The 23,799-nt window shown below is 60.5% G+C and carries 15 protein-coding genes and 1 pseudogene; 10 read left to right on the forward strand and 6 right to left on the reverse strand.

All coding sequences use genetic code 11. The features are described 5' to 3' along the window. The first annotated feature begins 96 nt into the window (after window positions 1-96). Entirely contained in the window at window positions 97-1,248 is a 1,152-nt protein-coding gene (locus V7M64_RS12630) for a hypothetical protein (protein WP_333679509.1), read from the forward strand. 46 nt (window positions 1,249-1,294) lie between these two features. After that, window positions 1,295-1,828 (forward strand): fimbrial protein, encoded by a 534-nt coding sequence (locus V7M64_RS12635; RefSeq protein ID WP_333679510.1) that lies wholly within the window; start codon window positions 1,295-1,297, stop codon window positions 1,826-1,828. An 804-nt stretch (window positions 1,829-2,632) separates the two neighbouring features. Here the strand turns inward: V7M64_RS12635 and V7M64_RS12640 are convergent. Next, on the reverse strand, window positions 2,633-5,692 hold the full coding sequence (locus V7M64_RS12640) for a DUF6543 domain-containing protein (protein ID WP_333679511.1): 3,060 nt from the start codon (window positions 5,690-5,692) through the stop codon (window positions 2,633-2,635). Between the two features lie 345 nt (window positions 5,693-6,037). Here V7M64_RS12640 and V7M64_RS12645 point away from each other — a divergent pair, with 345 nt between their 5' ends. From V7M64_RS12645 to V7M64_RS12675, 7 genes are all read left to right on the forward strand, one after another. Then, the gene (locus tag V7M64_RS12645; protein ID WP_333679512.1) at window positions 6,038-6,526 is read left to right on the forward strand and encodes a hypothetical protein; all 489 of its coding nucleotides are present in this window, start codon (window positions 6,038-6,040) and stop codon (window positions 6,524-6,526) included. Window positions 6,527-6,742: 216 nt separating this feature from the next. Beyond that, on the forward strand, window positions 6,743-8,734 hold the full coding sequence (locus V7M64_RS12650; protein WP_333679513.1) for an acyltransferase family protein: 1,992 nt from the start codon (window positions 6,743-6,745) through the stop codon (window positions 8,732-8,734). Between the two features lie 742 nt (window positions 8,735-9,476). Continuing rightward, window positions 9,477-12,131: a magnesium-translocating P-type ATPase gene (gene mgtA / locus V7M64_RS12655; protein WP_333679514.1), complete on the forward strand. Its 2,655-nt coding sequence runs from the start codon at window positions 9,477-9,479 to the stop codon at window positions 12,129-12,131. Window positions 12,132-12,341: 210 nt separating this feature from the next. Further along, window positions 12,342-14,009 carry a Na/Pi cotransporter family protein gene (locus tag V7M64_RS12660; RefSeq protein WP_333679515.1) on the forward strand — a complete coding sequence of 556 codons (1,668 nt, stop codon included), beginning with the start codon at window positions 12,342-12,344 and terminating at the stop codon, window positions 14,007-14,009. A gap of 208 nt (window positions 14,010-14,217) precedes the next feature. Continuing rightward, entirely contained in the window at window positions 14,218-15,336 is a 1,119-nt protein-coding gene (locus V7M64_RS12665; RefSeq protein ID WP_333679516.1) for an efflux RND transporter periplasmic adaptor subunit, read from the forward strand. Next, window positions 15,329-18,421, forward strand: a complete 3,093-nt coding sequence (locus V7M64_RS12670; RefSeq protein WP_333679517.1) for a CusA/CzcA family heavy metal efflux RND transporter — start codon at window positions 15,329-15,331, stop codon at window positions 18,419-18,421. Before V7M64_RS12665 ends, V7M64_RS12670 begins: the two co-directional genes overlap by 8 nt. 2 nt (window positions 18,422-18,423) lie before the next feature. Next, window positions 18,424-19,914 carry an efflux transporter outer membrane subunit gene (locus V7M64_RS12675; RefSeq protein WP_333679518.1) on the forward strand — a complete coding sequence of 497 codons (1,491 nt, stop codon included), beginning with the start codon at window positions 18,424-18,426 and terminating at the stop codon, window positions 19,912-19,914. A 24-nt stretch (window positions 19,915-19,938) separates the two neighbouring features. On the opposite strand, the gene V7M64_RS12680 is transcribed toward V7M64_RS12675, so the two are convergent. The 5 genes from V7M64_RS12680 to rpsU all read right to left on the reverse strand — a co-directional run bounded on the left by V7M64_RS12680 (window position 19,939) and on the right by rpsU (window position 23,454). After that, a complete protein-coding gene (locus V7M64_RS12680) occupies window positions 19,939-20,559 on the reverse strand; it encodes a DedA family protein (RefSeq protein WP_333679519.1) in 621 nt (206 codons plus the stop codon). 27 nt (window positions 20,560-20,586) lie between these two features. Then, window positions 20,587-22,323 (reverse strand): DNA primase, encoded by a 1,737-nt coding sequence (dnaG, locus tag V7M64_RS12685; protein ID WP_333679521.1) that lies wholly within the window; start codon window positions 22,321-22,323, stop codon window positions 20,587-20,589. A gap of 35 nt (window positions 22,324-22,358) precedes the next feature. Further along, entirely contained in the window at window positions 22,359-22,532 is a 174-nt protein-coding gene (locus V7M64_RS12690; RefSeq protein WP_333679522.1) for a DUF1328 domain-containing protein, read from the reverse strand. A gap of 87 nt (window positions 22,533-22,619) precedes the next feature. Further along, window positions 22,620-23,063 (reverse strand): GatB/YqeY domain-containing protein, encoded by a 444-nt coding sequence (locus V7M64_RS12695; RefSeq protein WP_333679523.1) that lies wholly within the window; start codon window positions 23,061-23,063, stop codon window positions 22,620-22,622. Window positions 23,064-23,238: 175 nt separating this feature from the next. Next, window positions 23,239-23,454 carry a 30S ribosomal protein S21 gene (rpsU, locus tag V7M64_RS12700; RefSeq protein WP_109724432.1) on the reverse strand — a complete coding sequence of 72 codons (216 nt, stop codon included), beginning with the start codon at window positions 23,452-23,454 and terminating at the stop codon, window positions 23,239-23,241. Window positions 23,455-23,615: 161 nt separating this feature from the next. Here rpsU and V7M64_RS12705 point away from each other — a divergent pair. Beyond that, window positions 23,616-23,799, forward strand: a pseudogene (locus V7M64_RS12705) (tRNA (adenosine(37)-N6)-threonylcarbamoyltransferase complex transferase subunit TsaD); the annotation flags it as partial.

Here is a 23,799-nt window from a genome sequence, read left to right on the forward strand (position 1 = left end):
AACAGTCGCTCCGCCGTCGACGACTACATGGAAGCCTTCGGCTTTCGAAACGATGCCGCTGTTGCCGGCGACGCATGATCAAGAGGAAACGAACCCATGGTAACGACATTATCGGGCCGGCCGGAAAAAATATCTCGAATGCAAAGAATCGCCATCGCATCAGGCGGATTATTTGTATATTCCAATCCGAAAGTTGGACGATTGCTGCCGTCGAGCGCGAATATGAAGTACTTGCTTGTGATGGCGATTGTCTCGCTCGTGCCGGACAGGGGTTACGCACAGACGTGTCCCGCTTCAAACGGGTACATCGGCGTGCCTATACGCGTTGACATGCCGAGGCAAACGCTGCCGGTTCCGGCCACAAATACCGTTAAGGGTCCTATTTCCTCCGGAAGCCAAATTGGAAATATACAAGGTCAATCAGATGCAAAAACCATATTCAGTGGTTGCGGCCGCGCATCGCGAACATTTTCATGGTTATCTGAAGTTAAACGGCCAACCAATGTGACTTTTCAAAATTATGCCGTTTATCCTACCGGCATTGACGGGATCGGATACATACTTGACGGCCGAGATCATAGAAATCCAAGTTTTTCTCCGTTGGGAACCGGTGGGTCTGTGTTGATATACCCATTCGGCGACCAATCCTTTTTTGACTATGACATCGGTTCTGGAACGCGAATACGGTTTGTTGCGACAAGCACACTCAACCCAGGGACATACGTAATTCCTTCACAGCAGGTGGGCTGGGAAAAAGTAACAGGATTCAACACTTCAATAAATAGCGCGCCGTCAGCCAGTTCGGCAGTATGGATCAACCAAACCACGGTGATAGTGACCGGCGGTACCTGCAATCTCAGTGCTGGGGACGAAAACCGTACGGTCAATTTGGAACCCTTTCAACTCAAGAACGTTCCAGCCAGCGGCAAGTTTGGCCTGAAGGCATTTCCGGTCACCGCTAACTGCATAGGGGCTTCAACAGCGTCGTTCAAGTTCAGTGGTCACGCCTCACAGGTAGATGGAACCTTATTCGAGAACACCGGTGACGCCCAGGGTCTTGGTTTGTATGTAGGTACACCCTACGGCGCCGTTCCGGCCAATGGCTCGGATGACCAACGCACGTTCTCGGTCGATGCCTCCAGTGGCATCGCGCAACTTCCCATTGAGGTCGGTTACGCACGTGGTGCTGGGACCGTTTCACGAGGGACCTTCTTGAGCAGGGTCACTGTTACCTTGAGCTACAACTGAACACATGCCGCTCGCCCTTCAATTGCCTTGAGTGGAAAACACCGCCATGAACTTCTTTCAACTCTCATTACTGGGAACTGGTATTGCACTCGCCACCTCGGTTATGTCGACTGCTTTTGCTGCGACCACCGGCACCATTGCCGTGCAAGGACTTATCCAGGATAACGTCACCTGCAATCTCCACGCCGGGGACGTGAACAGAACCATCCGTTTGGACACCTATCCCGTGGGCAGCGTGCCAGCTTCCAACCAAAGCTTCGGGTATACGCCAACCTTTACTCTTACTGCAGACTGCAGCAGTAATGCCACACAGGTCAGTTTTTTATTCAGTGGCACCCCCAGTGCCGGCGATGGGCTCCGCTTCCAGAATGCCGGCGATGCGACGGGGCTCGGCCTACAACTAGAGTCAGGCGATGGAAAGCTCATTCCTGCCAACGGTAAGGACAGCGATCGGACACGCACGCTCAATGTAACCAACGGCACCGCCACGCTCGACCTGAAAGCCGCCTATTATCGCCAGGCGCCGGTAAAGGCGGGCAGCTTCGAAAGCAAGGTGATGGTCAGTTTGAGTTACAACTGACGTCAAGTGCACTGCCCCAGAGCCAGGCGCGTGGTGGCATGCGAGTATGCGCGCTATTTGAGCGGCTGCGGCTATCGAGGTGGCATCAGCGATCTTGTGAGCCGCGCGTGCTCTTTGCGGCGCATGGTTGTCGCGTGCGTTTCAAGTTCTCAAGAAAGCCGGATCAATGGGCATGCGGCAGCGAAGTAAAGCGACTATTCCGGCGCTAAGGCATTCGCCGCGACTTTCTCCCACCGATTCGACATGCGGCTCCCCTCATCCCAACAAAGCACCGGGACCCAGCATGGTCGCTGGGTCCCGACTTTCTCCACCCGGGGCACTTCCGTGTGCCTTGCGTGAAATATCCAACAAAGCAACGCGCTGAATGCCATACATATGTATATCGGAAGTTTCCGGTTCGGCCCACTGCCAGAGCTGAGATGTAGGATGCGGGGGCCGATGACGCCTGGCAGTGACGCTTTGATTCGTAGCGGGCGCTTGCTTTTGCTTCTAACGGACTTGCGTCAGCCCCTCCCGCAAGTAATGGAAGTGGCCGCTGGCACTGTCTTTTTTGTTCGGGACGCGCTGCAGGAATGCGTTGCTTTCGGCGAATGGATGGCGCCCTTCCGGGCATAGTGCCGACAGCGATTTCAAACGTACTATTTAGGCTACTCTCTTCCGGCCTATGGTTTTTCGAATTTCGACCAGGAGACGAAGTTAGCCTCGACGGGACATCGTCACTCTTGCCACAGTGTCGCGTCTGTGCGCAGTCATGTTACTTCGGAGCCGTCTTGCGCCTTGACGAAGGCAGGTTTGTCTCACTCGTCAGTAGAGGATACCCCCGCGGAAGTTTTTGTAACCCGCCACGTCCACGCTGCCATTCGGTCCTCTAAAAGGATGGTTGCCATGTTCGTCGATATGCAGATCGGCGGCGGTCTCCCAATTCAGGTCTTGCTGATAGGCCGCCACGTCTACGAATTCTTCCTCTTGCCCTTGCAGGTTTGTAAACCTGTGGACGTATGGATGGCTGCCGTCTGCGTTCCTGTAGTAGCGAGCGGCATCTTCCATCACTTCCTTTTGAATAATAGGGCTGTATGGGTCACCCGGAAACGTCATGCGGCGGTAAGCATCCACGTCTGCACTGCCATCCGGCCGTAAGAACGGATGGTTGCCATCGACATCGGTAAACTTGCGGGCAGCAATCTCCCAACTTCGGTGTTGTTTGTAAGCGACCAGATCTACGTTGCCCGGTGGGGTAGGACCACGAATTTCCGAGATAAGCCGCTTATCTTGTTCTGTTTGGTAGGGCTCGTATCGCGTGTAGCGATCCACGTCCACACTACCGTCCACTCCGACGAACGGGTGATTGCCTAATGGGTCCGTAAATTGGCCGGCGGCGTCCTCTTGCTTGAGATAGGCGTTGAAGGCACGGTAGCTCGTTTCACCGTTGCGCCCGATGAATGGTTGCTCGCCTTGTGCGTTGGTATACCTGCGCGCGCGTGCTTCGCTCGAATTTTTTTTACCGTATCTGAACGTGTTCGCGCTGCCGTCCGCATGGCGGAACTGATGGTGGCCCTCTCTATTTCGATAGTTGCGGGCCGCCCTTTCCATCTGATGACGTTGATAAGCGGTCATGTTCACGCTGCCATCCGGTCTAACGAAAGGGTGGTTGCCTAGCGCATCGGTAACGTTGCGAGCAGCAGCCTCGTCACCCATGAATTCACCGTAACCATCAACGTTCCCTCTGCCATTTGCCAAGCGAAACGGCTGATGGCCTTGTTCGTCCGTAAAATTGCGGGCGTAAGACTCATCACTCCAGTATTGCTGGTAGCGATCTGTATCCACGCTGCCATCCGGCCTGACGAACGGATGACGGCGTTCGGCGTCCATAAAGTGGCGAGCGGAGCTTTGGTCTCTCGCTTGGGCTAGGGTGACACGAGGAGCGGAAGTGGAGGGTTGTGGCGAATCCCCGCCTCCCTTGATCCCCGGCGTGTCGTCCAGGAATGCTTCGATGCCACCCTCGCCATCCAGCTCGACCGGCACGCCGCCGGTAACCATGTTCGGGTGGCGGGGATTGACGATAACGTCATAGTTGTCTTGCTTCTTCACCTGGTAGTAGTCGCCGCCTTTGCGCGCAAAGGTCCGGTCATCACCGCCCAGCGTTCCCGCGCTGCGGTCTTGATAAAGGCCCAGATCTTTGTTCAGCACCAACTTCTGGGGGTCGACGTCGGCCTTTAGCGGCGCGAGACGCGCAGCAAGCTGGTCAGACATTGGCATGGTGTGCTTGAGTTCGTCGATCGCCCCGAGGTTGCCGTCGCCGGTTCCTTTCACGCCCGCTTTCGAAACGCCACCGGCCGAACCTTCCGCGACACCGTCTCGAGCGCCGGCCTGCGCCGCGACGCTTGCTTCTTCGCCGTCTTTGATGCCGTTGCCAACCAGCTCACTTCCTTCAGCCGCAGCTTCCCCCCATTCGCCTAGTTCTCCGCCAGGTAAGACAGGCGCTACATCCATCACCACTTCCAGTGCGATGTTGCCCCATTTCTTGAGGGTTGCATCGCGAATATCCGCGTTCGACTTGACGCCATCCTGCACATCCTGCTTGTCGTTGCGGTGCGAGGCCGTGGCCAATTCACCGAAGGGATCCCGCGTAATGTCGTACTCCCTTCCGTGGTGCGCCTTATAGGCCTCCTCGGACGTCATCTTTGCCGGCAGCTTATTGAGCTTGCTCGTCGATCCGTCTTGCAGGTCCTGCACCGCGTTGGTGTTTTCCAGGTTTGGATCGCCCAGCAGGGAACGGTATTTGCCGACGAAGTCCGTGGCCTGCTTCGGATCATCGCCATACTTGCGAATGGATGCCGTGGCATCCCAGCTGTTAGCGAAGGGTTGATACGGATAATCCTCCTTGGGCAGATAGGTGAAGTTCTTGCCGGAATCCAGCTCGATACGCAGGCCGCCGGCAAGGACGTATTGGCCTGTGGCAAGCGTGAAGACCTTGCCGCCTTTGCCGGTTTCCAGCAGGTTTTTGATGCCGGTGTAATCCGCATCGCTCACGCCCCCGGTGACATGCTGAACTTCCAGCTGGGTAAGCGCGCGCTGCTTGGCCCACTGGGCCACGTCCTGATGGTGGTTGCCGTAATACGTGTCTACGCTCGCGGTTTGCTCGGACTTGAAGTCGACCTTGTCGCGTGCGTTGTAGAGCTTCTCCGGATCCAGGAGACCGTTCGCGTCGTTGTAGTTTTTGTTTATGTCGCTGGCGTCGACAATTTTATATTGACCCCGATTGGCGCTGTAGTCGTTGCCGAACAGGCTGCCATTGGACATGTTGTTCTGGAGTACCTGCCACAGCGGCGTCGTTTCGGCGGCCACGCCCTCCTGGTCCAGCTTCGGGTTGGAGCTGGTGTGCGAGGGATGGCCATGCGGGTCTTTGCCATAACGCACCAGGTACAACTTACTCACGTCATGCCCGGGTCCGTAAGTTTCGTCCACCCATGCCTGCATGCGTGCCGAGGCCTGCTTGGAGACGGATGGATAGGTTTTCAGCAACGTGTTCTTCTGGGCATCGATCGACGTGCCCTGTTGGATCAGCGAGTCTTGCTGTGCCTTGGGAAGCTGCTGGAGTTTCTGTGCTTGCGGGGAAAGCGGAGGGGTGTTGGCGTCGGTGCGGCTGTTGCTGTCAGTGCTGCCGCCCGAATGGATTTGCACCGAGCGTGGCGCGCGCGTGTACAGGCTTGCCGGCGATGGCGTAGAACTGGCGGACTGCCACGGATAGGGAGTCGGGACGGCTTGCAGTTGCGGCGCAGGGCCGGGCGAGGGCGAAGGCTGCGGCGTTGTGGAGGCTGAGTGGGTATCGGGGAGATCGGGGGAAGGGCTGATCGTGATCTTCATAGTCGTTCGTCAGGCAAGGCTCGATGGGCCTGGCAAATATCGAAACAATCACGGATGCGTTGGTAGTAACGCGGTATTCGATATCCACGCGGTGGTGCGTGCAACTGGCTGGCGATTACCCGCCGATTTTTAAAGCAGTAGTCCGGACGAGAGGAAAGTCTTGTCAGCGAGATTGAAGGTATTCACCTGCATATGCGTGTGAAGAGCCTACGCCTGCACAGTCTTTAGGTCGAGGAATTCCACGCCATTCGCCTCTGATATTTATATCTACGATGCTTACGTTAGTAAGCGTCCGCGCCTAGTACCCAATGTGGCGGGCGATCCATCAACTGTGGCGAGTACAACATGTTCATATCCTTCTTGATGCTGGCGGCCATGCCGCTTTCTTCAGCCGGAAACATCGCGGCCGATCGACCGTCGATCAGTGTCCAGTTTGGCAGGCCAACGATCCGGCAGAAGCTTTTCTACCGAAAGATGTATGAAAAGAAGCCCTTTCCCGATGCGACGTTGTTCTATTACGACAACGGCACGTACAAGATCATTTCGCAAGGGGAGGAACACTACGGTGTGTATGTTGCGCGCGGCCATCTGACCGATGAGGAGTACTCGGTGCACTACATATCTCTTCCTTCATCCGACTGGGGCGGTAAAACGGCCCACCACTATCTGAAATTCAATCGGAAAGCCGGCACGTTCACGCAACAAGCCAGCTGGGAGGATGACCCGGACATCGCTCCGCAATACGGTGACTTTTCCCAGGACGAAAACACGATTGCGGACCCTCGTTCGATTACATGGAAGAGCCACGCGAGCCCGGAACAAAAGGGCCGCTGAACATTCCAGCTGTTATGCCGCAGCGCCCCGTGCGCAGGCAGCTGGACTCCGATGTAGGCGGGCGGGGCGCTCGTGTTCGCGACTGCTTCGCAGGTGATGCGTAGAGATTGGCCCGCAACGCCCCGGTCGGAAAACGCAGTCTACGTTCCCCCGCGAAGGGCCAAGCGCATTCCATCGCGTTTTCGCGTTAAGGCAACACAAGATAAGGACAGGTATATGCGCCAGCGCTCTTTGGCTTATATCCCCGCTATCGACGGCCTGCGCGCCATCGCCGTTCTCGCGGTCATCGTCTTTCATGCCGATGGCTTGCACATCCTTCCTGGCGGCTTTACCGGCGTGGACATGTTTTTCGTCATCTCCGGCTATGTGATCAGCCAGTCGCTGTCGGGCCGTCCACATCTGAGTTTCCAGGCTTATCTCGCGGATTTCTACCGCCGGCGTTTTTTGCGCATTCTTCCCGCGTTGCTGGTCATGCTGCTGGCGTGTTTCCTGCTGTCGACGTTGTTCTTGCCCCAAGTCTGGCGAAGCGAGTTGAATGCCCGCTCCGGGTACGCCGCCTTTTTCGGCCTGAGCAACGTTGTCCTGGCCTGGAATACGGACACCTATTTTTCGCCAGGCGCCGAGCTGAACCCCTATCTGCACACCTGGACGCTTGGTGTGGAAGAACAGTTCTACTTTGTTTTTCCGGCCCTCTATTTCCTATGGCTGCGCTACCAGGGACGAAGGCCGCTGGTCTGGGCCTTGTTGCCGGCGCTGGGGCTGGTGTCCATCGGGATCAGTACGCTTCAGTCGCGAAGCGAGCCACTATCGGCGTTCTACCTGTTGCCTGGCCGCTTCTGGGAATTGGCGGCGGGAGCCGTGCTCTTCCAACTCATCGATACGGGACGCCGCTGGCCTCGTTCGGTCGCCGGCTTGCATCTGCTGTGTGTGCTTGGCCTGGTGCTGGTGATCGTGGGTTTTCTTTGGGCGGACCGCCGGCTATTTCCCATGCCCTGGGCCGTAGTGACCGTGGCAGGCACCGTGTTGTCGATGGCTGCGCTGGTGCAAAACCGGAGCGCGCCGCATTTCCTCCAGCGCTTGTTGCAAGCGTCGCCGATCACTTATCTGGGTAGGTTGTCTTATTCGCTCTATCTCTGGCATTGGCCGGTTGCTGTTTTCCTGCGATGGACCTGCGGGCTGGAGCATCTGGCTGTCCGGCTCATCTATCCGATCTTGGTTTTTGCGGTTGCCGCCGCCTCGTATCACTGGATCGAGACACCTGTTCACCGCAACTACGCCGCATTGCCGCGGCGTCCCTGGATGGTCATCGCCTCTGGGCTGGCGGCGATTGGCCTGTTGTGGTCTTCCGCGCGCTGGCTCTCGGATAATGCCCAACTCCTGTCGTTGCACCAGACGCGCGACACCTATACGTGGTACTCGCGGAAATACCCCGTGCGCGAACCTGTCGCGCCGATCGAGGATGAGCGCTTGCGGAATCGCCGGCTGTTTGTCCTCGGCGACTCGCATGCGGTGGCCTATCGCACGATGTTGAGCATCGTCTCGTACCGGCTGCAGTTCGAGGTCATCGAGCATGAGCAAGGCGGCTGCGGCGTGGTTACGTTGATGGGGCCGGATCCGGCCGATTGCGCGGAAGAGCGGGAAGCCGCATTGCGGGACATCGAAGCCAGGGCCAAACCCGGCGACATCGTTTTTCTCGCTTCTTTGCGCATGCCGGAACTCGCCGGACGCGAATGGACCCGGGGTGAGGATGCTGCGTTCCAGGAAGCTCAGTCCGAGCTGATCCCGAAGCAGCTAGAACGCGCGCATGTCTCTGCCGAGGCGGTATTGGCGCGACTGGAGGCCATGCAGGTACACATTCTGATCGATGCGCCCAAGCCAGTTTTCAAAGCATCGCCCTACCGTTGCTCGGATTGGTTCAACAGGATGAACCCGGTGTGCAAGCCAGGCTTGACCGTGGAACGCTACCTGCTGGAGCAGTTGCGTGCGCCGCAAATGGCGCTCCTCAAGACCTTGCAGCGCGAGCATCCGGGCCTCTATGTGTGGGATCCCTTGCCGCTGCTTTGTCCCGGCTCGACCTGCTCGGCCTTCGATCATGGCAAGCCGCTCTACCTGGACGACAACCATCTCAGTGGTTACGGCAATCGCGTGCTGGTGCCCGCTTTCACGCAGACGATGCTCGCCATCTGGGCTCCCACGAATGACTCGTGAGGCAACGGCCATGTATTTCTGCCCCGGCTCAAGGCAAAACGCTGTTCATCGCCATCGTTTAGTTCGGCTGTGGCAGGGCCGGGAGAGAAGATGCTATCGAAAAAAAAATATGGCCAAGGCTTGACACTTTCGCACCGCAGCAAGACAATTCCCGCGCCCACCGGCGCAGTTTTTGCCGGCCGGGCCTCTGTCCGAACTAACCAAGGCATATGGACGTTTACCCTAGTCGCAACGTCGACATCCGCGAGCATCGGGTGCCGGCATTGCATAACAAGCTGATCGTTCGCGGCAACCGCCAGCGGTTGGCCGGCGCTTTCCTCGACTAGGGAAGTCCGGCCCGCTCCTAACGGTGCCGTGGGCACCGTTATAGAGGAGATGGGCCAATGAAGCTCCTTCGTGATTTCTTCCGTTTTCGCACCGCGGGCCGGTTTTCCCTGGCCGGCCGCCGTCAAGCCGTGCGCCGTCCCGCCATCACTGTCACCGTTCCCCGGCCGCTGAGCCAGCGACAAGCCGCCGAGCGTGCCCCAGTTGCTGCGCCGTGTACGTCTCGTCATCTTCATTTGGTATCAGGTCACTGATGCGTCATTCGCCGCTGTGGAGCCAGGCTCCTAAAGGATGGCCTCCGCCAGGATCGCAGCGCCGGTCCGCGGGGCGTGGTCCTGGCCGCGGATTGCCCTAGGGGGGCGGGCCTTTCCTTAAAGCTCGCCTCCGTCGCAACAACTTGATTCCACGGAAGCGAGACATGATGAACCGAGTCACTCAGGCGGCCAAGGCCAAGACGGCTGCAGCACCTCAGCACGTGGCAGCCGCGCAGGATGCGTTTCGTGAAAACGAAGCCTTGTTAAGCGGCCTGGATACCAGCCTCGCGGGCCTCGACGAAGAACAGATCACCGAGCGTCTCGAGCGCGACGGCATCAACGAGGTATCGCATGAGAAGCCGCCGCACTGGTCGCTCCAGCTGCTGCGCGCCTTCAACAATCCCTTCATCGTCGTGCTGGTGATCCTGGCGGTGGTGCAGGTGTTCGTGACGCCGGATGACCTGTCCGGCCCGATCATCATCGCGGTGATGGTGGGCATCAGCGTGCTGCTGAGTTTCAGCCAGGAATACCGCTCCTCGCAGGCGGCGGAAAAGCTCAAGGCGATGGTGCGCAATACCGCCACGGTCACGCGCCGCGCTTCGGATGGCCATAGCGAGCGCATCGAAGTCCCGGTAAACGAGCTGGTAGTCGGCGACGTGGTGCACCTGGCGGCAGGCGACATGGTGCCCGCGGACCTGCGCCTGCTCACCGCCAAGGACCTCTTCATCAGCCAGGCGATCCTCACCGGTGAATCCCTGCCGGTGGAAAAAGCCGGCCCGGCGCAGGCGCACGTGGTGGAAGGCGGCGAGCACGGCACGCAGAAGGGCAATCCGCTGGACCTGCCCACCGTTTGCTACATGGGCACCAACGTGGTGAGCGGAACGGCCGCGGCGGTGGTGGTGGCGACCGGTTCGCGCACCTACCTGGGTTCGCTGGCCAGCACCATCGTCGGCGAGCGCGTGCAGACCAGCTTCGATCGCGGCGTCAAGAGCGTCAGCTGGCTGTTGATCCGCTTCATGCTGGTGATGGTGCCGATCGTGCTGGGCATCCAGTGGTACAAGCATGGCTTTCTCGAAGCGCTGATGTTCGCGCTATCGGTGGCGGTAGGCCTTACGCCCGAGATGCTGCCGCTGATCGTCACGGCCAATCTCGCCAAAGGCGCCTTGGCGATGTCCAAGCGCAAGGTGGTGGTGAAGCGCTTGAATGCGATCCAGAACTTCGGCGCGATGGACGTGCTGTGCACGGACAAGACCGGCACGTTGACGCTGGACAAGATCGTGCTGGAACGCCACCTCGACCTGGATGGCGAAGACTCGGATGACGCCCTGGAATACGGCTACCTCAACAGCCATTTCCAGACCGGCTTGAAGAACCTGATGGACAAGGCCGTGCTGGCGCATCGCGATCTGGAACCGATCGTGGCGCGCTATCGCGTCGTGGACGAAATCCCGTTCGACTTCCAGCGCCGCCGCATGTCGGTGGTGCTCGCCAATGGCGATGGCCACCATTTGCTGGTATGCAAAGGCGCAGTGGAAGAAATGCTGGCGATCGCCTCCACCGAGCGGCGCGGCGACGAAATCGTGCCGATGACTGACGAGCGCCGCCGCGAAATCAAGGCGATGACGCGCCGCCTCAACGAGGATGGCTTGCGCGTGCTGGTGGTGGCGATCAGGCAGCAACCGCCCGCCCATCGCACCTATGGCGTGGCCGATGAAACCGAACTGACCGCGGTCGGCTGCCTTGCCTTCCTCGATCCGCCGAAAGACACAGCAGCCACCGCCATTGCCGCGCTCCACCACCACGGCGTGGAAGTTAAGGTGATCACCGGCGACAACGAAGCGGTAACGCGCAAGATCTGCCGCGAGGTTGGCCTGAACGTGGAGCACTCCGCGCAAGGCCGCGATATCGAGCCGCTGGACGATGCCGCGCTCGATGAGATGGTGAAGCGCACCACGGTGTTCGCCAAGATGTCGCCGCTGCAGAAAGCGCGCGTGGTGAAATCGCTGCAGCGCCAAGGCCACACGGTGGGCTTCCTCGGCGACGGCATCAACGATGCGCCGGCCTTGCGCGAAGCGGACGTCGGCATTTCGGTGGATACCGCGACCGATATCGCCAAGGAATCGGCCGATATCATCCTGCTGGAAAAGAACCTGATGGTGCTGGAAGAGGGCGTGCTGGAAGGACGCATCACCTTCGGCAACATCATCAAGTACATCAAGATGACGGCCAGCTCCAATTTTGGCAACGTGCTGAGCATGGTGGTGGCGAGTTTCTTCCTGCCGTTCCTGCCGATGCTGCCGCTGCAGGTGCTGGTGTTGAACCTGTTGTACGACATCTCGCAGTTGTCGATTCCGTTCGATCGCATGGATGAGGAATACCTGCGCAAGCCGCGCAAATGGGATGCCAGCGACATCGGCCGCTTCATGGTGTGGATCGGGCCGACCAGCTCGATCTTCGACATCACCACGTTTTTGCTGCTGTGGTTTGTATTTGGTGCCAACGGCGCGGAGCATCAGTCGCTGTTCCAGTCGGGCTGGTTTATCGAGAGCCTGCTCACGCAGACGCTGGTGGTGCATATGATCCGCACGCGCCGGATCCCGTTCCTGCAGAGCATCGCCGCGGCGCCGGTATTGGGTCTTACCACGGCGATCATCGTGATCGGCATGATCATTCCGTTCACCGGCATCGGCATGAAGATCGGCATGGTGCATCTGCCCGATGCGTACTTCGGCTGGCTGGCGGCCACGGTGGTGGCTTATTGCGCGCTGACGCAGGCGGTGAAGGTGCTTTACATGCGCCGATATAGAGCGTGGTTGTAGTCACGTCTATTCGTAGGCCGGGCTGCTGATCCCGGCATGGGGAGACTGCCGGAAAGCCGGGATTGGCATCCCAGCAGTCCGATACACAGGGACCGTCATTCCCGCGAAAGCGGGAATCCATTTTGACTTTTACGTCAAAGCAAATGGACTCCCGCTTTCGCGGGAATGACGGTCACAAAAATTACGCAAACATCTTTTGGGAGGCCGGCCATGAACGGCACCTTCGCATTCTTCGACATCGCCGGCTACGTCGCCCTGCTTTTGTGGGGCACGCATATGGTCACCAGTGGCGTGCTGCGTGGCTACGGCAGCATGTTGCGCCGTTCGCTGGGCCGTTTTCTCGGTACGCGGCCGAGTGCCTTTGCTTTCGGCATCTGCATCACTGCGTTGCTACAGAGCAGCACGGCTACCGGCATGATGGCCACCTCGTTCGCCGCCAGCGGCATGCTCGGGCTTGCGCCGGGGCTGGCGGTGATGCTCGGCGCCAACGTCGGCACCACGCTGATCGTCCAGGTGATGTCGTTCAACATCGCGTTGATCGCACCGGTGCTGATTCTCTTCGGCACCGCGCTGCATCGCCGTAGCGACGACGTGCGCTATGAAAACATCGGCCGCGTCGGCATTGGCCTGGGCTTGATGTTGCTGGCGCTGCATCTGCTGGTGCTGACCATGGCGCCGATGGAAAACGCACAGCTGCTCAAGGTCGGCATGCGTGCGCTCGCCGATGAGCCGGTGTTTGCGGTATTGCTCGCCGCGTTGCTTACCTGGATATGCCACTCCAGCGTAGCCGTGGTGCTGCTGATCGTGTCGCTCGCCACCGGCGGTGTGGTGGATGCGCCTGGTGCGATGGCCCTGGTGCTCGGCACCAATCTCGGCAGCACCTTGCCGGCCCTGCTCGAAGCACACACGCCGGTCGCACGCCGTTTGCCGCTGGGCAATCTGTTGGTGCGCGCGTTTGGCTGCGTCATTTGCCTGCCACTATTGCATCCGATGGCGCACTGGCTGTCGGCGCTGGGCGATTCGCCTGCACGCGTCGCCGTGAATTTCCATACCGCTTTCAATCTTGGCTTGGCGCTGGTCTTCCTGCTGCCGGTGAACAAGCTTGCGCAATGGCTGGTGCGCCTGCTGCCGGAGCCGCCGCAGCCGGCCGATCCGGGCGTGCCGCAGTACCTGGAAGATGCCGCGCTGGAAAGCGCCGGCGTGGCGCTGGTGAATGCGCAGCGCGAATCCATGCGCATGGCCGACATGGTCGAAGACATGCTCAAAGGATTGGTGGAAGTCTTCGGCAAGGAAGACAGTGCGCGTGCCGCCGCCATCAGCAGGATGGATCCGTGCCTGGATCGTCTCGGCGTTGCCATTCGCCAATATCTGGCTGACCTCGGCGGCGAAGCCTTGAACGAAGAAGATGGCGAACGCAGCCAGGAAATCCACGCCTTCGTGATCAACATCGAGCACATCGGCGACATCACCGCCAACAACCTGGTGGAATTCGCGACGAAGAAAGCCCAGCGCGGGCAGGATTTTTCCGCCGACGACATCCAGGACCTGGCAGCGATGCACGGCCAGATCATGGAAAGCCTGCGCCTGGCCCTTGCCGTGTTCATGCGGGGCGATCTACGTGCCGCGCAGCAATTGATGGAACGCAAGGAATTGCTGTGGCGCCTGGAAAACGACGCCTCTGACCGGCACATCCGCGAGCTGCGCCAGCAGCGCGATGGCGGCGGTGGCGATGTCTATCTGCGCATCTTGCGCGATTTGCGCCGTATCCATTCGCACCTGGCGGCGATTGCCTATCTGCCATTGGAGCGCGCCGGCCTGCTGCAGGGCCGGCTGGTTCAAGCAAACGGTCATCACGCCGTTGCCGAAGGAAAAGCCTGAACTTGGACAGTCATACGCAAGCCGAACCTCCGACTATTGGTCCGTTTCGCTGACTGCCGCACCCTAACCCTGGGGCGGTGGGCTTGCACGGCCAAACCGCGGTCCGGGTACGCAGGGCTTTGCCTTGTTCCCTTCACCGTACTGCAACACCACTGTGGCCTTGTGGCTGCAGTAAGCGCGCTTGCGCCGAATCGAATGGGGACAAACGATGCTGAACACACATGGACGCCAACTGGCGCTCGCCATCACGCTCGCCCTGGGCCTTGCGGCCTGTTCGCATGGCGCGAACGACGCTGAGCAGCCCCCGGCGTTTACCGTCGAGAAAAACGGCCGGATCAAGGTGCCGGAAGGCTCTCCGCTGCGCAAGGAACTGGCAGTGCAGCCAGTTGAATCGCGCCAGGCGCCGCATGCCATGGTGTTTCCGGCCAACGTGGAAGCCGATCCCGCGCATACCGCCAACGTGCTGCCGCCATTTACGGGCAAGTTGATGGAGCTGAAAGTGGGGCTGGGCGACCATGTTACTAAAGGCCAGTTGCTGGCCGTCATGGACTCCGGCGATTTCGCGCAAGCACATGCCGATGCCGAAAAAGCGCGCGATGCGTTGGATCTTGCGAAGAAATCGCTCGACCGCGCACGTGCCGTCAAGGCGGCAGGCGGCAATGCCACCAAGGATCTGGAATCGGCGCAGAGCGGATACAACCAGGCGTTGGCGGAATTCAATGGCGCGCAGACGCGCCTTGCCGCCGTGGGCGGTGCACAAGCTGGCGCAACGCAGCGGCTGATGCAGATCGTGGCGCCGACCAGCGGTTACGTCACCGCGCTATCGGCATCGCCTGGTGCGTACGTCAACGATGTCACCGCGGCAATGATGACGGTTTCCAATCTCGATTCGGTATGGATCACGGCCAACGTGCCCGAAAGCGACGTGGGAATGGTTGCCAAAGGCGAGAAGATGGACGCCATGCTGGCCGCTTATCCAGGCCAGCTGTTCCACGGCACGGTGGCGTTCGTGAACCCGGTGCTGCAGGCAGATACGCGCCGTGACTTGGTGCGAGCGATGTTCGCCAATGCGGACGGCAAGCTCAAGCCCAACATGTACGCCAACGCCAGCATTGACGTGCCGCAACCGGCCCAGGTGTTCGTGCCCGAATCGGCGCTGCTGATGAACAACGACAACATCAGCGTGTTCATCGAAGTATCACCGTGGACCTTCGAACGTCGCACGGTGGACCTCAGCTACGACGACAACGGCGATACACGCGTACTCAAGGGCCTGAAGGCAGGCGATCGCGTCGTTCTCCGTGGCGGAGTGCTGCTCAATGATTGACCGGCTCTTCCGCTTCTGCTTCGAGAAACGCAGGTTGTTCTTCGTAGTGACGTTCCTCGTCGTCTGCTTCGGCTATTACTCGTGGACGCAGTTGTCGATTGAAGCATATCCGGAGCTGAGCGATGTCACGACGCAAGTGACCACGCAGGTGCCAGGCCTTGCGGCGGAAGAAATCGAACAGCAGATCACCATCCCACTGGAGCGCGAGTTGGCCACCACGCAGAACCTGGTGAGCATGCGTTCCAGCAGCACCTTCGGCCTGTCGTTGATCACCATGGTGTTCAAGGATGGCTCCGACGATTACTGGGTACGCCAGCGTGTGCAGGAACGTCTGGGCCAGGTCACGCTGCCCGCTGGTGTGTCGCCGGGGCTCGATCCGGTGAGCGGGCCGGCCGGCGAGATCTATCGCTACACGCTGGAATCGAACTCGAAGAATTTGATGCAGCTGTCGGAGATCCAGCGCTGGATTGTGATTCCGGCTTTGCAGCAGGTGCCTGGCGTGATCAACGTCGACAACTTCGGCGGCTTCACCAAGGAATTCCAGCTGGAACTGGACCCCGCGCAACTGCTGCACTACGGCGTCAGCGTCAATCAGGTGACGGCGGCGATTTCCGCCAACACCTCCAATGCCGGGGGTGGCCGCATTACGCGCGGCGAGCAGTCGTACATCGTGCGCGGCGTCGGCATGGTGCATTCGCTGAAAGATCTTGGTGACATCGTGGTCACGCAAAACAACGGCGTACCTGTGCTGGTGCGTGACCTGGGCAAGTTGCGCTACGGCCATCAGGTACGCGAAGGCATTCTCGGCAAGGACAACAACCCGGACACCATCGAAGGCATCGTCGACCTGCTCAAGTATGAGAATCCCTCGCGCGTGCTGGATGGCATCCATGCCAAGGTGGCGGCATTGAACAAGCAACTGGCAGCTCAAGACGTCAAGATCGTGCCGTACATCGACCGCGACGACCTGGTGAATTCGACCAAGGAAAAAGTCTTCCATACCGTAATGGAAGGCATCGGCCTGGTGTGCATCGTGCTGATCCTGTTTCTGGGCAGCCCGCGCTCCGCGTTGGTGGCGGCGGTGGCCATTCCCATGTCGTTGGTGACGGTGTTCATCCTGATGCAGTTCACGCACATGTCGGCGAATCTTTTTTCGCTCGGCGCGATCGACTTCGGCGTGATCGTGGACGGTGCGATCGTGGTGACCGAGGCGATTCTGCGTCAGCGCGAGATGAAGCCAACGGAAGTGTTGGTGGAAGACGACGTGATGCTGGTGAGCGGGCACGTGGGCCGCTCCATCTTCTTCGCCACCTTGATCATCATCACGGCGTATTTTCCGCTGTTCGCCTTCGAACATGCGGAAGGCAAGCTGTTCCGGCCGATGGCCTTTACGGTGAGCTACGCACTTCTGGCAGCGTTGCTGTGCACCGTCACCTTGACGCCGGCGCTGGCGTTTCTCGCCTTGCGCAAGCCGCGCAAGGTATTCGAAAACAAACCGCTCAAGCGTTTGCAGGAAGGCTTTACGCACACGCTGGGCCGATTACTGCACAACCTGCCCATCGCCTATGGGGTTGCCGTCGTCGCGTTCTGCGGTGTGCTGTTGCTCGGTGCCAGCATCGGCCGCGAATTCCTGCCCGAACTCGATGAGGGTTCGCTGTGGTTGCAGGTGCAGATGCCTACCGGCCTGTCGCTGGACAAGGCAAGCCAGATGACGTCGCAGTTGCGCAAGGCAATACGGGAATTTCCCGAAGTGTCCTACGTCGTGACCCAGCTTGGTCGCAACGACACGGGTAGCGACCCGTGGACGCCATCGCACGTCGAAGCCGGCGTCGGCTTGACGCCCTACAGCACTTGGCATGGCGAAACCAAGGCCGAGTTCCTGCGCAAGTTCAGGGCGCGTATGGATCAGATGCCGGGCATCAGCGTGGGGATCAGCCAACCCATCGTGGACGGTGAGAACGACATGATCGGCGGCGCACATAGCCCGCTGGTGCTGCGCATTTACGGTGACGACTTTCATGAGCTTCGCCGTATCGGCAACGAGATCGTAGGCGTACTGCGCGGCGTGCGTGGTACTGCCGATGCCTCGATTTTCCAGGAACCGCCGATTCCGCAGTTGACGATCACCGCCGATCGCGATGCGGCGGCACGCTACGGTATCAACGTCGGCGACATCACCAACCTGATCCAGACCGCCATCGGTGGTTCGCCGATTACGCAGGTGTATGTGGGCGATCGCACCTACAACGTCACCGCGCGCGTCGCCAACGGCGTTGCCAACAATCTCCAAGCGGTGGGCGAACTGCCGCTCACGTCCGCCAGTGGCGCGCAGGTACCGCTGAAAGAAGTCGCGCACATCAAGCTTGCCACCGGCGAGAGCACCATCTCGCACGAAGACGGCGAGCGTCAGCTCACCATCCGCATCGACAATCGCGATCGTGCGCTGTCGGAATACCTGGGCGATGCGCAGCAGCAGATCGACCAGAAAGTGCATTTCGATACTTCCACGTATCATCTGGAATGGGCCGGCAATTTCCAGAACGAGCAGCGCGCCCAGGCACGCTTGATCGTAGTGATGGGCCTGGTGATGGCGATTATGGCCGTGTTGCTGTTTGCCGAATTCGGCAAGTTCCATCAAGCCGTGCTGGTGCTCGGTGTGGTGCCGTTGGCGGCGGTAGGTGGGCTGATTGCGCTGCACGTGCGCGGCGAAACCTTGAACATCGCCACCGCCGTCGGCTTCATCGCCCTGTTTGGCGTGGCAGTGCAGAACGGCATCATCATGGTGTCGAACATCAACCGCGTGCGGCGAGAAGGCATGGCGCTGTTCGAAGCGGTACTGGTCGGTGCCACCGAGCGCTTTCGCCCTGTGTTGATGACCGCAACGGTCGCAAGCATCGGCATGCTGCCGGCAGCGCTTGCCACGGGCATTGGCACGGACGTGCAACGTGGTTTGGCGACGGTAGTGGTGGGCGGTTTGCCGATCGCTACCTTGCTGACGCTGTTTATCCTGCCCAGCCTTTATTACGGGCTGGAGAACTTCATCAAGCAGCGCTGGGGACACGCGCCGGGCGAAGTGGAGATTTGATCATGGCCAAGCATCGTTTCTTCAAACTGCATCGCCTGGCGCTCGTGCTTGGTACAGCGCTCGCTCTGGGCGCCTGCGCGGTTGGGCCGGACTACCACCGGCCTGCTCCGCCTGCCACGCAGAGCTATATGCAAGAAGGCGCGCCTTCGGCCATGGCTTCCACGCCGGGCGCGAGTGGGCCGGCGCAGCACTTCAACACGGACATGGACATTCCCGGCCAGTGGTGGACGCTGTTTCAGTCTCCGTCCTTGAATGGCTTGATCGACGACGCGCTCAAGCAGAATCCCGACGCGGCGGCAGCACAACAAGCGTTGCGGCAAGCTGTGGAAACCGTGCGCGCGCAGCGTGGCCAGTATTTTCCGCAGATCAGTGCCAGCATCGATCCAACGCGGCAGAAGACCGGGCAAGTATTGGCCAGCGGTATTTCCTCCAACGACACCATTTATAACCTCACCACAGTGCAACTCAGCATTTCCTACATGCCGGATTTGTGGGGCGCCAACCGTCGCCAGGTGGAATCGCTGGTGGCGCAAGCCGATGCACAGCGCTTCCAGCTGGAAGCGACCTATCTCACGTTGACGTCCAATCTGGTCAATGCGGCAGTGCAGGAAGCATCGTTGCGTGCGCAGATCGCGGCGACGCAGGACATGATCGACAGCCAGTCGAAGATTCTTGATGCCACCCAAAAGCAATCGGGCGTGGGTGATGTGTCCGATGCCGGCGTGGCCGCGCAGGAGGCCATCCTGGAACAGACCCGTGCGAGCTTGCCGGCCTTGCGCAAGCAATTGGCGCAGCAACGCGACCTGCTCGCGGTGCTTGCCGGCCGCACTCCTGACCAGGACATCGGCGCGCACTTCACCCTGGATAGCTTGCAACTGCCGCAAGACCTGCCGTTGACGCTACCGGCCAGGCTGGTCGAGCAGCGTCCGGATGTGCGCATGGCCGATGCGCAGTTGCATGCCGCGTGTGCGCAAGTCGGTGTCGCGTTCGCGGCTCGCTTGCCGAATATAAACATCACCGCCAACTGGGGTAGCGCCACGGACCAGATGCACACCCTGTTTGGTGCGGGCACGGGATTCTGGAATATTGGCGCCGCGGTGACTGCGCCATTGTTCGATGGCGGCACGTTGAAGCACAAGCAGCGCGCGGCGGAGGCGGCCTATAAGCAGGCGGCGGAGCAATATCGCAGCACGGTGCTGGCTGCCTTGCAGAACGTTGCCGACACCCTGCACGCCTTGCAGGCCGATGCCGATGCAATGGCCGCCTCGGCGCGAGCCGAACGCGCGGCCGCACGCAGCTTTGATATCGCCCGGAAGCAATATGCCGTGGGCGACATCAGCATGGTGGCGCTGCTCAATGCGCAGGTGACGTCTCGGCAGGCGCAACTCAACCTGATCCAGGCGCGTGCGGCACGCTATGCGGATACGGTGGCGCTGTTCCAGGCGCTGGGTGGCGGTTGGTGGAACCGCCATGACGTGGCGGTAGCGCCGTAGGTTGGGTTCGCCTGCGCCACCAGCCTACTGTGCTTCAGCGTTGCGTTTGCGCCGGCGTCTTAACCACAATGCCAGCAGTACCAGCACTGCTACAACGCCGACCAGCCACAGGCTGTTCTGGCCGCGCTGTATCCACATGCCCAGCCATTCGCGCCGGTTCGCGCCGAAATAACCCAGGTACACCCAGATCGGCACGCTGATCAGCGCAGCCGATCCATCGAGCAATAGAAACCGCCAGAAGCTCACCCGATGCGTGGCGCCGGCGGTGGTGTAGATGGCCGTGCGCATGCCAGGCAGAAAGCGCGCAAAAAACATCAGGCGATTGCCATAGCGCGTGAACTGGTCCTGCACTTTCGCGTAACGCCGTGGCGGCATCAGCCACGAGATGGGTTTCCACTGCAGGATATGCGTGCCGAAGTGATGGCCAAGCAGGAACATGCCGGCATCGCCCGCCAGCACGCCCACCATCGTGACGCCGACCATGATGTGCACGTTGGCGTAGCCCAAGCCGGCGATCACGCCGCCTGCCACCAGGGTGATGTCTTCCGGCAGCGGCAGGCCGGCGCCGCACAGCAGCAGCGCCATCAGTACGGCCACGTAGCCGTTCTCGGCGAAAAAAAAGATCAGGCGTTCAAGCAAATCCATCGACGTTCCTTGTGGTCGGCAGGCCGCTCATGATGCGGTTGTCGGCTTGGGCGCGCGTGCAGCGAGCAGTTCGCGCAACTCCGCCTTTTCGGCACCGGTCAATGTACCTTCGCGGTTCTTGGCCACCAGCGCATCGCGCCGCTGGTCGATAGCCTGCTTTTCCATGCGTGACAGCGCGTCGAAGAATTCCACGCGCTGGGTTTCCGGTTCGCCGACGACCGTGGTGGCCATCAGCTTTTGCAGCGATGCGTATTCGGGCCGGTCGGTGAAATGTTCCACCAGCATGGCGGCGTTGATGCCTGGCCTTGCGCGTGCGGTGTCGATCAGTTCGGCCAGCAGGTCCACGCCGGGCTTGGCCAGGCGCAAAAAACCGTAGGGCTGTTCCACGTCGTCGGCGACGCCCGGTTGCGCCAATAACAGCGCAATGGCGCTGCGCACCAGCGAGCGTTGTACCGCACCCGGACGCTGGATGGCCTGGCGCGCCGCAGGTTCGGCTTCCAGTACGGCGCGTGCGCCGGTGCGTTTCTCCAACTCCTGCGCCATCAAATCGCGAAAGGCGCCGTCCGGCAGGCGTGCGATCAGCGGTCGGGCGCGTTCGGCCAGGCGTGCGCGTCCGTCGAGCTTGCTTACGTCTACGTCATGCGAGAGTTCGCCGAACAAATATTCGGACAGCGGCGTCGCTTCGCGCAGGCGTTTCTCGAAACCTTCCTTGCCTTCCTTGCGTACCAGCGTGTCCGGGTCTTCGCCTTCCGGTAGAAACAGAAAATAGGCCTGTCGTCCGTCGCGCAAGCGAGGCAGTGCGGATTCCAAGGCTTTCCATGCCGCCGCGCGTCCGGCGCGATCACCGTCGAAGCAGAACACCACGTCAGGCGCGGCGCGGAACAACACTTCGGTGTGCTCGGGTGTGGTGGCCGTGCCCAGTGTCGCCACGGCAATCGGCAAGCCGGCCTGATGCAGCGCGATCACGTCCATGTAGCCTTCCACCACCACGATGCGCGCGAGGTTGGCGTTGGCTTGTTTTACTTGCCACAGCGCAAACAGCTCGCGGCCCTTATGGAACAGCGGCGTTTCCGGCGAATTGAGGTACTTCGGCCCTTGCTCCGATTTCAGCACGCGTCCGCCGAACGCGATCACGCGCCCGCGGCGGTCCAGAATCGGGAACATCAAGCGTTCGCGAAAGCGATCGTATTTGTTGCCGCGCTCGTTGTTGGCGACCATGCCTGCTTCGGTCAGCAGTTGCATGCGCTTGTCGCTGCTGCCGAGGTTGCGAATCACGCCATCGAAACCCGCCGGCGCCCAGCCGATGCGGAAGCTTGCGATGGTGTTGGCATCCAGTCCGCGCTTTTGGCAGTACGCGTTGGCATCGCTGCTTTTTTTCAGCTCGCCTTCGTACCAGCGCGCTGCGGCGTCGAGCACGGCGTAGAGATCGGTCTTGTCTTCGCGCGGGGCATTGTCGCGGCCGCCTTCGTAGGGGACTTTCAGGCCTACCGCTTGGGCCAGTTCTTCCACCGCGTCTGGAAACTCCAGCCGCTCGTAATCCATCAGGAATTTGATCGCGCTGCCGTGCGCGCCGCAGCCGAAACAGTGGAAGAACTGCTTGGCGGGGCTGACGTAGAACGACGGCGTGCGTTCGTTGTGGAAGGGGCAGCAGGCAGTCCATTCGCGGCCGGCTTTTTTCAACGGCACGCGCCGCTCGATCACGTCGACAATGTCGACGCGAGCAAGCAATTCGTCGATGAAGCTGTCGGGAATACGGCCGCGCATCCGGTTAGTCTAGCCGGACGCCGCGGCGAGATCGCCTACGTCACCATGTGAAACACGCCGATCACCGCCAGCAGGGCGATGATGAAGATGATCACGAATATGCCGAACAAAACCTTGGCGATGGTGGCGGCAACACCGGACAAGGTGCCGAAGCCCAGCCAGCCGGCAATCAGGGAAATGATCGCAAAGATGATCGCCCACTTGAGCATGCGTCTTTCTCCCACAGCGTGTTGCGTGGGTGCATCTAAACGCGGCGGGCGTGAAGGCAGCGCCATCGAGCGCTGCCGAGGCGGGCATCAGTTCAAGCGGGCTTTGATGCGGGTCGACACGTGCGCCATATCGGCCCGGCCGGCGGCCTTGGACTTCACGGCGGCGACCACCTTGCCCATGTCGCGCGCACTGCTCGCGCCGGTCTCGGCGATGGCGGCCTCGATCATGGCGTCGACTTCGGCGTCGCTGAGTTTGGCGGGCAGGTAGGCTTCGATGACCGCCATTTCGGCGCGCTCGACGTTGGCCAGGTCCTCGCGGCCGGCGGCGGCGTACTGGTTCACCGAATCCTTGCGCTGCTTGAGCATCTTCTCCAGCACGGCGATGGTCTGGGTGTCGTCCAGCTGGATCCGCTCATCCACTTCGCGTTGCTTGATGGCGGCGAGCACCAGGCGGATCACCCCGAGGCGATCCTTGTCGCCTGCGCGCATGGCGGTTTTCATGTCTTCGGTAAGCTGTTGCTTCAAGGACATAGGGAGGCTCCGTTTATTTCCTTCGGAAAGCACAAAGCCGACGTTGTACAACAACGTCGGCCAGTGCGGTTTGCCTTGTGCGGGCAGCGGCTGCGAGTGACGCGCCGGCTGCAAGCCCTGAACAGGTGCGGCGCGGGTCGCGCCAGAACCTAAAACCCGCCGAAGCGGACAGCGCTCAGTACAGGCGGGTCTTGCGCGAGACGTCGCGCGACAGGCGGCGCAGGTGACGCTTCACGGCGGCAGCGCGCTTGCGCTTGCGTTCCTGGGTGGGCTTTTCGTAGAACTCGCGCTTGCGGGTCTCGGCGAGGATGCCGGCTTTTTCGCAGGTGCGCTTGAAGCGGCGCAGGGCGAGTTCGAACGGCTCGTTCTCGCGGACTTTTACGCTGGGCATGGAAACTCCGGGGGTAGTAAACGTGCCGCAGAAATGCGGCGAGCCGCAAAGTATACGCTGATGCGGGTGAAGAATTCAAAGCGTTGCGCGGCAGGTGTCGCAATGCCTGGCATATCGGCAAAAATGGCGGCCCATGTTCTCCGACACCGGCGCCTCCTGCGATGCCTGACCTGCTCCGCCCCATTCTCGGCATCGAAACCTCCTGCGACGAAACCGGCGCGGCCCTGCTGCGCTGGGAGCCCGAGCAGCCCGGGCACGGCCTGCTGGCGCATGCCCTGTATACCCAGGTGAAGCTGCATGCCGACTACGGCGGCGTGGTGCCGGAGCTGGCCAGCCGCGACCACG

The organism is Dyella sp., from assembly GCF_036746095.1.
Taxonomy (GTDB): domain Bacteria; phylum Pseudomonadota; class Gammaproteobacteria; order Xanthomonadales; family Rhodanobacteraceae; genus Dyella_B.